The sequence below is a fragment of the Chryseobacterium sp. genome, assembly GCF_029240215.1.
Classification (GTDB): Bacteria; Bacteroidota; Bacteroidia; order Flavobacteriales; family Weeksellaceae; genus Chryseobacterium.
Map to the genome: position 1 here is coordinate 479,068 of NZ_JARBTK010000002.1, position 12,369 is coordinate 491,436.

General features: G+C 34.3%; 14 protein-coding genes. 5 read left to right on the forward strand and 9 right to left on the reverse strand.

All coding sequences use genetic code 11. From position 1 onward, the window contains the following. Nucleotides 1-36 precede the first annotated feature (36 nt). The 4 genes from K0R77_RS06235 to K0R77_RS06250 all read right to left on the reverse strand — a co-directional run bounded on the left by K0R77_RS06235 (nucleotide 37) and on the right by K0R77_RS06250 (nucleotide 3,491). A complete protein-coding gene (locus tag K0R77_RS06235) occupies nucleotides 37-408 on the reverse strand; it encodes a hypothetical protein (protein ID WP_300349952.1) in 372 nt (123 codons plus the stop codon). 21 nt (nucleotides 409-429) lie between these two features. Continuing rightward, nucleotides 430-1,083, reverse strand: a complete 654-nt coding sequence (locus K0R77_RS06240; protein WP_300349955.1) for a hypothetical protein — start codon at nucleotides 1,081-1,083, stop codon at nucleotides 430-432. A gap of 88 nt (nucleotides 1,084-1,171) precedes the next feature. Further along, nucleotides 1,172-1,858 carry a response regulator transcription factor gene (locus K0R77_RS06245; RefSeq protein ID WP_047443171.1) on the reverse strand — a complete coding sequence of 229 codons (687 nt, stop codon included), beginning with the start codon at nucleotides 1,856-1,858 and terminating at the stop codon, nucleotides 1,172-1,174. Nucleotides 1,859-1,943: 85 nt separating this feature from the next. Continuing rightward, nucleotides 1,944-3,491, reverse strand: a complete 1,548-nt coding sequence (locus tag K0R77_RS06250; RefSeq protein WP_300349961.1) for a HAMP domain-containing sensor histidine kinase — start codon at nucleotides 3,489-3,491, stop codon at nucleotides 1,944-1,946. Between the two features lie 190 nt (nucleotides 3,492-3,681). Between K0R77_RS06250 and K0R77_RS06255 the strand changes: the two genes are divergently transcribed. Next, on the forward strand, nucleotides 3,682-4,170 hold the full coding sequence (locus K0R77_RS06255) for an SRPBCC domain-containing protein (RefSeq protein WP_300349964.1): 489 nt from the start codon (nucleotides 3,682-3,684) through the stop codon (nucleotides 4,168-4,170). A 37-nt stretch (nucleotides 4,171-4,207) separates the two neighbouring features. On the opposite strand, the gene K0R77_RS06260 is transcribed toward K0R77_RS06255, so the two are convergent. The 4 genes from K0R77_RS06260 to K0R77_RS06275 form a co-directional block, all read right to left on the reverse strand. Beyond that, entirely contained in the window at nucleotides 4,208-4,549 is a 342-nt protein-coding gene (locus K0R77_RS06260; RefSeq protein ID WP_300349967.1) for a hypothetical protein, read from the reverse strand. A 54-nt stretch (nucleotides 4,550-4,603) separates the two neighbouring features. After that, entirely contained in the window at nucleotides 4,604-6,649 is a 2,046-nt protein-coding gene (locus K0R77_RS06265) for a S9 family peptidase (protein ID WP_300349970.1), read from the reverse strand. A gap of 154 nt (nucleotides 6,650-6,803) precedes the next feature. Then, nucleotides 6,804-7,544 carry a uroporphyrinogen-III synthase gene (locus tag K0R77_RS06270; protein WP_300350446.1) on the reverse strand — a complete coding sequence of 247 codons (741 nt, stop codon included), beginning with the start codon at nucleotides 7,542-7,544 and terminating at the stop codon, nucleotides 6,804-6,806. Between the two features lie 11 nt (nucleotides 7,545-7,555). Further along, complete coding sequence (locus K0R77_RS06275; RefSeq protein WP_300349973.1) at nucleotides 7,556-8,224, reverse strand: DUF4271 domain-containing protein; 669 nt, start codon at nucleotides 8,222-8,224, stop codon at nucleotides 7,556-7,558. Between the two features lie 76 nt (nucleotides 8,225-8,300). Here K0R77_RS06275 and K0R77_RS06280 point away from each other — a divergent pair, with 76 nt between their 5' ends. The 4 genes from K0R77_RS06280 to K0R77_RS06295 are packed head-to-tail and all read left to right on the forward strand — an operon-like array spanning nucleotide 8,301 to nucleotide 11,641. Next, nucleotides 8,301-9,017, forward strand: a complete 717-nt coding sequence (locus tag K0R77_RS06280; protein WP_300349976.1) for a polyprenol monophosphomannose synthase — start codon at nucleotides 8,301-8,303, stop codon at nucleotides 9,015-9,017. After that, complete coding sequence (locus tag K0R77_RS06285) at nucleotides 9,014-9,382, forward strand: DUF4296 domain-containing protein (protein WP_300349979.1); 369 nt, start codon at nucleotides 9,014-9,016, stop codon at nucleotides 9,380-9,382. The genes K0R77_RS06280 and K0R77_RS06285 overlap by 4 nt, the downstream gene beginning before the upstream one ends. A 3-nt stretch (nucleotides 9,383-9,385) precedes the next feature. After that, a complete protein-coding gene (gene tgt / locus K0R77_RS06290; RefSeq protein WP_300349981.1) occupies nucleotides 9,386-10,519 on the forward strand; it encodes a tRNA guanosine(34) transglycosylase Tgt in 1,134 nt (377 codons plus the stop codon). Nucleotides 10,520-10,528: 9 nt separating this feature from the next. Then, nucleotides 10,529-11,641 (forward strand): LptF/LptG family permease, encoded by a 1,113-nt coding sequence (locus K0R77_RS06295; RefSeq protein WP_300349982.1) that lies wholly within the window; start codon nucleotides 10,529-10,531, stop codon nucleotides 11,639-11,641. Here K0R77_RS06295 and K0R77_RS06300 read toward each other — a convergent pair. Continuing rightward, nucleotides 11,635-12,348, reverse strand: a complete 714-nt coding sequence (locus tag K0R77_RS06300; protein WP_300349983.1) for a biotin--[acetyl-CoA-carboxylase] ligase — start codon at nucleotides 12,346-12,348, stop codon at nucleotides 11,635-11,637. The two genes, K0R77_RS06295 and K0R77_RS06300, sit on opposite strands and share 7 nt — an antisense overlap. Nucleotides 12,349-12,369 lie beyond the last annotated feature (21 nt).

Below are 12,369 nucleotides of genomic sequence, written 5' to 3' on the forward strand. Positions count from 1 at the left end.
TTTCATTAAAATTTTAATGAATAATTCGATTGATGATTAACCTAGTTTTGGCGGCTGCCAAATGTCCTTTAAACTGTCTGAAATATAAGGATCAGAATATTGAAACTCTAATTTTTTATTCGTTTTAAACGGATAATGATTGAAAAATACTGTCTTAGCTGCAAGATTTTCAACGAAATTATTACAAGCCGCACAGAACGAACAACAATCGTCGTTGCAAGATGATTTGTCGTTCTTTTTATTATTTTTTGAAGTGTTGTGATCGTGTTTGTTTTTTTCGCAGCAACCTGAAGTTTTAGAATCTGTTTTGCAGCAATTTTCCTGTGAAGCCTGAGCATAAAAATTATCTTTAGGAATCAAGAAAACTCCTAAACAAAAGATAATTAATAAAACCTGAATGTACTTCACGATGCAAATTTAAGAAAAAAATTAAAGTGCCTCACCTACTTTTTTAGCACAATCATGCCAAGGTTCGCCGTGAGCAGGATTTAATTTTGGTTTGGGACCTGTATTATTTGCAGCAACTTGAGGAGCAGGAGTAGGTTGAGAAACTGCTTGTGGCTGAATATTTTGTGCTGTCGGTTGAGGCGCAGGCTTACTATTTAAAGGCTGACCAACCGGAATATCACATCTATGACCGGGTTCTCCATGAGGAGGATTCATTCCCGGAGCAGTTTTTACCTGTTTACCGTTTTGATCAATCATTATTTTTCCGGGGCTTACTGCATTAGGATCAATCTGAACAGAATTGTTTCCGTTCACGGTTATATTTTGTGCTGAAGGATTTGCTGTTTGTGCTGGTGTTCCGCCTCCGTTTAAGGGTTGCCCGACAGGAATATCACATCTGTGCCCAGGTTGTCCGTGAGGAGGGTTCATTCCCGGAGCAGTTGCAACGGCAGGAGAATTAGGAGCTGCAGTTGGAATTCCGGCCTGATTTAATAATGAAGGTTGTGGAGTATTATTGACCACTGGAGAGGATTGCTGTACTCCGGCTTCGTCTTTTATGTAAGTAGGTTTTTCGTCTTTTTTGCAAGAAATTATCAATACTCCTGCAGTAAGAATTCCTAAAAATATATTTTTCATAATAAACTTATACTAAAAAACAAAATTAGCAAAACATTTCCAAAATGCTTTGCTAATTTATATATTATATTAAGATTTTAATGTTCGGTTAGTTCTTAACCAAAAGTCTGAAACCTTCTCCGTGAACATTGATAATTTCCAAACCGTCATCATCTTTTAATAATTTTCTCAGTTTGGCAATGTAAACATCCATACTTCTTGCGGTAAAGTAATTCTCTTTTTTCCAGATTTTTCTTAAAGCCAGATCTCTCGGCATAAAGTCGTTTCTGTGAAGACAAAGTAATTTTAGAAGTTCATTTTCTTTTGGAGAAAGCTTATACTCATTGTCACCAACTCTCAACTGTCTCAACATAGAATCAAAGAAAATATTGCTGATCTTGAATTGTTCCTGTTCTTCGTTTTCCAAAGTAGAACTTCTCTGAAGAATCGCTTTGATTTTATATAAAAGTAATTCAGTATCAAATGGTTTTGTGATGTAATCGTCTGCTCCTAACTGATAACCTTTCAATATATCTTCTCTCATATTTCTTGCGGTAAGGAATATGATTGGTGTGTTTTTATCTATTTTTTTTACGTCTTCAGCTAAAGAGAATCCGTCTTTTTTTGGCATCATTACGTCAAAAATACAGATGTCAAATTCGTTTTCTGTAAATTCTTTCAAACCCTGTTCTCCGTCTACTGCCAAAGTCACTTCAAAATTGTTGATAGAAAGGTAATCTTTCAATACCGCTCCGAAACTTTGATCGTCTTCTACTAATAATATTCTGTTGCTCATAGTTTTAAATAATTAATAGTTAATAATTATAAAGGATTTTATCTGCCCTTTTTTGATAATATTTTGTTTTGTTGTTTTAATTAAATCAGACCATCGGAAGTTTGATGATAAATGTACTTCCTCTGTCTTTTTCTGAATCTACAATTACCTGACCTTTATGAAGCTCAATGATTTTCTTCACATAAGAAAGTCCGAGTCCCTGACCTTTTACGTTGTGGATGTTTCCTGTTTCTTCCCTGAAGAATTTTTCAAATATTTTGGTTTTGTTTTCTGTTTCCATTCCCATTCCTTTGTCGGAAATTTCAATCACGTACCAATTGCCTTCATTTCTCGTTTTTACGCTGATTTCCGGTGCTTCGGGAGAGTATTTGTTGGCATTGTCCAAAAGATTCACCAGCATATTCGAAATGTGAAATTCATCAATTTTAAAATTAAATTTTTCAGCATTAAATTCCTGCCTCAAAGTTCCGTTTCTTTGCGTAACGATCAACCCGAATGATTCTGTTGTCTTTTTGATCAGTTCTCGTACGTTTGTTTCTTTTAGGAATAATTTTACTTCATTTCTTTCGAGTTTAGACATATTGAGAACGTTTTCGACCTGCTTTTTCATCCTTAAATTTTCCTGTTTGATGAGGCTGGAATAGTATCTTACCTTTTCAGGATTTGTGGCAATTTTATCATTTGCCAAAGAATCTGTTGCAACGGAAATCGTAGCCAACGGTGTTTTAAACTCATGCGACATATTATTGATAAAATCAGTTTTGATCTCTGCAATTTTTTTCTGCTTCATCATATAATTAATGGAAATAATATAAATTCCCAGAATCGTCAACAGAGAAAGGAAAGTTCCCAAAAGCATTGGCCAGTTATTCATCGCTAAGGAGTATTCTTTTTTCGGAAAAACTAAAGACAAAGTATATAATGTACGGTCTTTTGTGTCTGTAAATAACGGATATGAATAGGTGTTACCCTCTTTTTTATCTTTAAAAACCTTATTGGCAACATTGGTAAGTTTGTTGTTTTTATCTGTTACTCCATATCCGAAATTCGCTGAAATTCCCTTCATACTCAATTCTTTGGTGAGAATGGAATCTAAAACTTTGGCATCAACGCGTTTTGTGATCGGGAGGGTATTGCCTGTAACTTTTACAAATTCTTTCATTCCCCAATCGCCGCTTTGTATATCCTGATTGATTTCTGAGGTCAATTGTTCTCTGTGTGTAGTGTCTTTTTTAATTTTATAAGCTGCTTCATCAGTATATAACGTGGTTAAACTCAAAGAATCTCCTCGAGGTGATAAAGGAAGCTGCTTTTGTTCTATAAGGTTTTTAGAATAAACGATTGATCTTTGCGTTCCTGAGTCTATAGTCTGCTGAATGGTTGTGAGTGAAGGTTGTTTGCTGTTCGCAATAATGTTGTCTCTGAAATTGTCATAATTTTCATTGAGATATTTATCAACCTCCAATTCAGAAACTGTTTTTGAGGTATTTTCGAGAGCTGTATATACTTTATTGGAAAACTCTTGTTCCAAAGCTCCGTAATATCCTTTAAGCCAATAAAACTGCAGTGTTACAAAGACAATTAGGGAAATTGTCATGAAAACTGAGATTATCGGGATGAACTTGTTATTCATTATAATAATTTGTAATTACAAATGTTAAAATTAATTATTTTATGACCATATAAACAAAAAATGCGCCAAAAAATTGTGTTGTATTTCTTAAAAAGAAGTTTTTTAACATTTTTTTATAAATATTTGATTTCTTGTCCTAAGAAAAGTGTTGTTTCAGTCTAAAATTTTTAATTTTAAATAAAAATAAGTTATGAGTTCAGAAATTGTTTTTAATAAAGATTTTGATGCAAAAAGCATGTATGTCATGAAAGTGTATGACGCTGAAGTTTCCACGGTGTGGGATTATTTCACCAAAGCCGAATTACTTGACCAATGGTGGGCTCCAAAACCATGGAAATGTGAAACTGATCGTCTCAACTTTGAAGAAGGCGGAACATGGCTGTATTCTATGAACGGTCCGGAAGGAGAGAAGATGTATGCTCTTGTAAAGTATGGTGAAATTAACGAGCATAGAAGTTTTGACGGAATTGATGCATTCTGTGACGAAAACGGTGAAATTAATGAAAACTTTCCGCAGACTAAATGGTTACTGGGTTTCACCGGAGTAGAGGAAGGAGCAAAACTATCTGTGAATATGCATTTTGAATCTGAAGAAGATATGAAAAAGCAGTTGGAAATGGGTTTTGAAGAAGGTTTTAAGATGGGCTTGAATCAGCTTGAAGAACTTTTAAAGAAATAATTGAAAAAGGAAAGCATAAACGCTTTCCTTTTTATTTTTAAATCAATTCCTCTTCCTGAAAATAGTGAATGATCGCTTTTTTCATTAGAAGCTGCTGTTCATTTGGTTTCAGCTCCGGAAGTTTTTCCACTTCCTCAAAATGCGGATATCCGTCTTTATCGTAATGGGTGAATTTAAAATATCCGAAAGGCTCCAGCAATCTGCAAACTGCAATGTGAAGAATATTCAGCTTGTCGTCTTTCGTATATTTTTGTTGTCCGCTTCCCAATTCCTGAACACCGATTAAAAATAAAATGGTGTCAATCTGCGGATGCTTTTCTGTATCGAAATTAATTTGAAAAAATTCTTCAACCTTTGCCCATAATTCTGATTCTGTCATATTTAAGAATTTGTTTTTATTTTGATCAAATCAAGAAAATTTACTTGATTTTAATTATATTTTATTTTCAAGCTTTAGCAAAAATGCATACTCCAGTGCATCTTCTTTTAATGATTCAAATCTTCCGCTTGCGCCGCCGTGACCTGAATTCATGTCGGTTTTAAATAATAAAAGATTATTGTCAGTTTTCAATTCACGTAATTTTGCAACCCATTTTGCTGGTTCCCAATACTGTACCTGCGAATCGTGAAAACCAGTTGTAATTAACATATTCGGATAATCTTTCGCTTCTACATTATCGTATGGCGAATAATCTTTCATGTAATGATAATATTCTTCATCGTTCGGATTTCCCCATTCATCATATTCTCCGGTTGTCAAAGGAATGGTTTCATCCAGCATGGTCGTTACAACATCTACAAAAGGTACTTGCGCAACAATTCCGTTGAATAGTTGAGGTTCGTAATTGACTACAGCTCCCACCAACAAACCTCCGGCACTTCCGCCCATTGCGTACAAATGTTTGGATGAGGTATAATTTTCTTTAATTAAATATTTTCCGGCATCTATAAAATCAAAAAAAGTATTCTTTTTAAACAACATTTTTCCGTCTTCATACCATTCTCTTCCCAGATATTCTCCACCGCGAATGTGTGCAATTGCATAGATAAAACCTCGATCCAAAATCGAAAGTCTCACATTAGAAAAACTCGCATCAACCGTATGTCCGTAACTCCCATATCCGTATAAAAGAACGGGCGTTTCCGCTGTTTTTTTGGTGTCTTTATGATAAACCAAAGAAATAGGAATTTTCACTTCTCCATCTCTAGAGTTTGCCCAGATTCTTTCAGAAATATAATTTTCGGGTAAAAATTTTCCTCCCAAAACTTCCTGCTGTTTCAGAAGTTTGGTGGTTTTGTCTTTCATATTATATTCAAAAGTAGAACTCGGAACCGTGAGCGAAGTATAACCATAACGCAAAATTTCGGTATTAAATTCTAAATTTAAACCAATGTAAGCCGTATAAGTTGGGTCTGAAAAGGGTAAATCATAGGTTTCTCCGTTTTTCTCGTTAATGATTTTTATCTGTAAAAGCCCTTCTTCTCTTTCTTCCAAAACAAGATAATCTCTGAAAATCTCAAAACCTTCCAATAAAACTTCGGCACGATGTGGGATAACATCTACCCAGTTTTCCATTCCGCAATTTTCGATTTTTGTTTTTACAATTTTGAAATTTGTAGCGTCGTCTGCATTGGTGATAATGTAAAATTCATCTTTATAATGCTCAACAGAATATTCTAAATCATCGATTCTTGGCTGAATCACTTTCCATTCTGCAAAAACATTGTCAGCAGGGATAAAATGATGCTCATCAGAAATCGTACTAGAGCTTGCGAGGAAAATATATTCTAAGGATTTGGTTTTAAAAACCGTAACATCAAAAGTTTCATCTTCTTCATGAAAAATTAAAACGTCTTCCGCCGGATTTGTTCCTAATTTATGTCTGTACACTTTATAGGCACGAAGGCTTTCATCTTTTCTGATGTAAAAAACGTGCTCATTGTCGTTTGCCCAGACTGCTTTTCCAGTTGTATTTTCTATTTTATCTGAAAGAATTTCGCCTGTTTTTAAATTTTTAAAATTTAAGCTGTAGATCCTTCTTCCTACATTGTCTTCCGAGAAAGAAGCTAATTCATTACTCGGACTTACTGCAACATTGGCAACTTCAAAAAACTCCTGACCTTCTGCCAAAATGTTTACATCCAAAATGATTTCTTCAGGATTTTCCATGGTCTGAAATCTTCTGCAGAAAATAGGATATTCTTTTCCTTCTTCATAACGCACGATGTACCAATATTCATTAAAGAAATAGGGTAGAGACTCGTCATCTTTTTTATAACGGGCTTTCATTTCCTCGTAAAGGTCTTCCTGAAAAGCTTCCGTTTCCTTCATCATCGTTTCTTCATAAGCATTTTCTTCTTCGAGATATTTGATGACTTCGGGGTTTTCCCGATCATTCATCCAGAAATAATGGTCAATTCTTTTATCACCGTGAATTTCGAGTATGTTTTCTATTTTTTTTGCTTGTGGAGCTTTCATCAGAAATTTTTAATTTTAATCGAATAAAATTCAGTGCAGAAAGTACGCTTTTAAATGATATTTATTCAATATTAATTTTTGTTCAAATTTAATTAAAAAAAAGCCATCTTTCCTTTTAACGAAAAGACGGCTGTATGGTTTAAAGTTTAAAAAACTATTTGTGTAAACTTTTAATGTATTTTTCAAGAGCCATTGTCATTGATGGATTTTCCTTTGTTGGAGCCATTAAATCTACCTTTAAACCTGCTTCTTCCGCTGCTGCTGAAGTGGTAGGGCCAAAAACTCCGATCTTTGTGTCTTCCTGCTTGAAATCCGGGAAATTTTGCTGTAAAGATTTGATCCCTTGCGGACTGAAGAAAATCAACATATCGTAGTCATTAATGTTGATGTCTGTCAAATCGCTGCAAACCGTTCTGTACATAATTGCTCTCGTCCACTGAATATTTGCTGAATCTAAAGTTTTCGGAATATCCGGACTTAGCACGTCAGATGAAGGCAGTAAATATTTTTCAGAAGGGAATTTTTTAAACAAAGGCAAAAGATCTGCAAAATTTTTCTCTCCAAAGCTGATCTTTCTTTTCCTGTAAACGATATGCTTTTGAAGATAATTTGCGATTGCCTCAGACTGACAGATGTATCTCATCGTATCAGGAACAGAAAATCTTAGTTCTTCTGCCAATCTGAAATAATGATCTACTGCATTTTTACTGGTAAAAATAATACCGGTATACTGCGTTAAATCTATTTTCTGAGTCCTGAGTTCTTTGTTGTCAACTCCTGCGACGTGGATAAAAGGACGGAAATCAATCTTTATTTTTTCCTTCTTTGCAATTTCCAGATATGGAGAAGACTCACTAGGCGCTGGTTGAGAAACCAATATAGACTTTATTCTCATCATGTACTCTATTAAATAAATAATAACTTCCATAGCATCAATAAAGGTGCTATTTGAAGCGTGCAAATATACAAAAATTTATAATACCATTTTTGGGGTAAGATGTTGTTCCTGTGAAATAAATAGAAAAAAACTTTGAAAATAAAAACAAACAGGAAAAAATAAAAATAGTATAAAAACGCTTTATTTCTGTCAACAGGGAAGTAATAGTGGGTTACACACAGGATTATCACTAAAATAGAAAGAATGAAGTTGAATTTTGTAGAGGTAAAATAAAAAATACTCCATTTTTTTCCGTCTCCTATACTTTGGTAAAATAAAAAACCTAAAGCAGTTCTTACAAAATAAAATAATGAAACTGCGCTAAGGCAATATCCAAATTTATTCATCTGATACCCGAAAAGCTGCAATTTCGCTGCATATTCCGGGACTACAGGAACATATTGCGAGATTAAAACTGCCAAACTTAACGTGATTACACAGGAAGTGATAATCCAGCTTGGTAAATTATTGCTGGAGTCAAAATATTTCTGCAGAAGAAAATCTTTGAGGTTGGCTTCTCTTTCGATAACATTCATCATGAAGATATAAAGGAAAAGACATCCTATTAATATAAAAACTACCCAATCATTATTTTCGGGTATTCTTATCTGGTTTGTAAAATTATGTGATATGGGCAACGGGAAATTTTTTGCAAAATTATAGATTATTTTGTATAAAATAAAAAGCTTAAATAACTTATCTTTGCAAATTGAAATGAAAAAACTCGTCATCATTCCAACTTACAACGAAAAGGAGAATATCGAAAAGATAATTTCTGCTGTTTTTGCATTGGAACAAGAGTTTCATGTTTTGGTTGTAGATGATTCTTCGCCCGATAAAACGGCAGATATCGTCAAAGAATTACAGAAAAAGCATCCTCATACATTACATTTATCAATCAGACACATTAAAGACGGATTAGGAAAAGCCTATATCCATGGTTTCAAATGGGCTTTGCAAAACAATTACGATTACATTTTTGAGATGGATGCAGATTTTTCTCACAATCCCAATGATTTACCAAAGCTTTTTGAAGCTTGCTTAAATGCCGATATGGCAGTTGGCTCACGATATTCTAAAGGGGTGAATGTTGTCAATTGGCCAATGGGAAGGGTTTTGCTGTCTTATTTTGCCTCAAAATATGTGAGATTCATTTTAGGACTTTCAATTCACGATACTACAGCAGGTTTTGTCTGTTTTTCGAGAAAAGTTTTAGATGAAATCGGTTTAGATAATGTAAAATTAAAAGGATATGGTTTTCAGATTGAAATGAAATTCAGGACCTTTAAAAAAGGCTTTAAAATTGTAGAAGTTCCTATTATTTTCACCAACAGAGAACTAGGTGAAAGTAAGATGAACGGTGGCATCATTCATGAAGCTGTTTTTGGTGTTTTAAATTTAAAATGGAAATCAATCATCAATAAATTATGAGAAGACTGATTTGTTTTTTTATGTTCTTGTTTTTGGTTTCTTGTAGTGAATACATTGATAAGCCAAAAAATCTTCTTAATACAGATAAGATGGCTGAGATTATGGCAGATTTGGCAATTAACGATCAGGTCACAAATACCTATCAAGGAAAAAATTTAGAAAGCGGAACAAGATATATCCTTAAAAATCATCATGTAAAGGCTGACGATTTTGTCGAAAGCTATAAATATTATGTAGCAACAGGAAAAATGAATAAAATTGTGGATAATGCACAAGTCATTCTTTTAGAGAAAGACCCGAAAGCAAAAGGTTTTGTGGAGAAAAAATCTAAACCCGACACAAATCTTCCCAAATTAGTAAGATAAAATATGCAGCAATTTTTTAAGATAGAAAAAACTTCGCAAGGAAAGGCAAGAGCAGGAGAATTGGTTACTGATCATGGTGTGGTACAAACTCCGATTTTCATGCCGGTAGGAACTGTTGCTAGTGTGAAAACCGTACATCAGAGAGAGCTAAGAGATGATATTAAAGCCCAAATTATTTTGGGAAATACTTATCATTTATACCTTCGTCCGGGAATGGAAGTCATGCAGGAAGCAGGAGGTTTGCATAAATTTATGAATTGGGAGCTTCCGATTCTTACTGATTCCGGTGGATTTCAGGTTTTTTCGCTTTCAGGAACAAGAAAGATGTCTGAAGAAGGAGTGAAATTCAAATCTCATATTGATGGAAGTGTTCATTTATTCACTCCGGAAAAATCTATGGAAATCCAAAGGCAGATCGGAGCAGATATTTTCATGGCTTTTGATGAATGTGTTGCTTATCCGAGCGAATACAATCAGGTAAAAGCTTCAATGGAAATGACGCATAGATGGTTAAAAAGATGCATCGACTGGAATGAAAAAAATCCTGAATTATACGGTCACAAGCAGAGGTTTTTCCCGATTGTTCAGGGTTCTACCTATTCAGATTTAAGAAAAATTTCAGCTGAAGTTATTTCGGAAGCTGGTGCAGAAGGAAATGCAATCGGCGGACTTTCTGTGGGCGAACCGGAAGAAGAATTATACAGAATTACCGATGAGGTAACCGATATTTTACCAAAAGATAAACCAAGATATTTGATGGGAGTAGGAACTCCTTGGAATATTTTAGAATCAATCGGACTTGGTATTGACATGATGGATTGTGTGATGCCTACAAGAAATGCCAGAAACGCAATGCTTTTCACCTGGCAAGGTGTAATGAATCTGAAAAATGAAAAATGGAAGAAAGATTTTTCGCCTTTGGATGAGTTTGGGACAAGTTTTGTAGATCAGGAATATTCTAAAGCATACGTTCGTCATTTATTTGTTTCAAAAGAATATCTGGCAAAGCAGATTGCTTCTATTCATAATCTTGCTTTTTATTTAGATTTGGTAAAAGTGGCAAGAGAGCATATTGTAACAGGAGATTTCTATGAATGGAAAAATTCGGTAGTTCCTGTTTTAAGACAAAGACTTTAAAATTATTTGATGTTTAAGATCGTAGACAGATATATCGTAAGAAAATACCTTGGAACTTTCAGTTTCATGTTGATCTTGCTGTCTATAGTAGTTTTGGTGATCGATGTTCAGCAGAAAATTCCAAGAATTGAAAAAGCAACCGAGATTGATGCAAAGCTTGATTTGACGTATTTTCTTATTCATTTTTATCCTTTCTGGATTATTAATCTGATTGTAACTTTCCTTGCGATTCTCGTTTTTATCTCGGTGATTTATTTTACATCGAGAATGGCAAATAATACAGAGATTGTGGCAATTATCAGTAGTGGGGCGAGTTTTCACAGATTTGCAAAGCCGTATCTGTTAACTTCGCTTTTCATTGCATTGCTTTCGCTTACCGTAAATCACTTCGTTTTGCCTTGGGCAAATATCAAGAAAAATGCACTTGAAGCGTATACTTACAACCAGACCAACAAGGATAAAATTTTAGGAACAGCTCCCGTTTCAGCACAATTAAGCAAAACTGAATATATTTTTGTCAACTCATGGAATAAGCGAGAAAACAGAGGTTATGGGTTTGTTTACCAGAAATTTGATAAGAACAGAAAGATGATCTACGAGCTAAAGGCAAATGATGCATTCTGGGATCTTGCTAAAAAACAGTTTGTACTTAATAGTTATCTCGAAAAAACCATCAATAAAAACGATTCTGAAAAATTAGGGCAGGGTTTTGAAATCAGAAAAAGCTACGGCCAAGCTCCTGAAGAGTTGTTTCCTAATGAGCTCTTGGGACAGAATAAAAGTACCCCAGAACTTATAAAGTTTATCAACAGAGAAAGAGAAAAGGGAAACAGTAACTTAAATACTCACCTGAATGAGCTGTATCAGAGAACTTCGATGCCTGTTTCCATTGTTTTACTTACCTTTTTGGCGCTTTCACTTTCTTCGCAAAAGAAAAGAGGCGGACTTGGAATCAATTTAGCGATAGGTATTTCCTTGGCTTTTGTTTTTGTATTCTCTTTTGAGGCTTTAAAAGTGGTTTCTGAGAATAAAGTTTTGTCTCCTGCATTGGCGATGTGGATGCCGAATATCATCTTTTTTCCGTTGACTTTGGTGCTGTATGTAAGAAGAGCCAATCAGTAAAGAAGCTTTATTTCTTTGTGATAAAAAGGCTTGATTTCGTCTTCCAATTCAATCCAGATTTTACCCTTTTCGTCCACTTTTCGGATGATGCCATTTTGTCTGTTTCCTTCAAGTTCAAAAACTGATATTTCATCTTTCCGGAATAGATTTAAATTAAATTCTTTTAAAACATCATCTTCAGAGGGTATGCTTTTAAATTTTTCGACTAAAAATTCATGCAGTTCCTTTGCTGAATTGTGCAGTTCATGTTTTTCTCCGGTCTGTGTGAAAATGGAACCTGCATTAGAAATTTCATCAAATTTTTCCTGAAGAATATTGATTCCCGCACCGATAATAAAATAATTTTCACCATTAAATTTTTTCTTTTCGATTAAAATTCCCACTATTTTTTTGTTGATAAGAATAATGTCGTTTGGCCATTTGATTTTGACTGTTTTTCCAGTCAATTTGGCAAGGTATTGCTTGATTGCTATGGCGGTATAATAATTGAATAAGAAATCAGTGAGTTTTATATTTTGCGTTTTTACAGCTAAAGTGTAAGCGAGATTCTGTTCAGGTCTGGAAGCCCAGCGATTTCCATACTGTCCTCTTCCTTTTGTTTGATTAAAAGTATAAAGACCAATAAAATCTGAATGTGGGTAAAGTAAAACCTGAGATATTTCGTCATTAGTAGAAGAACACTCTTTTTGATAAAACAGTTGGCTCATTTAAGAAAACTTTAAGAACAT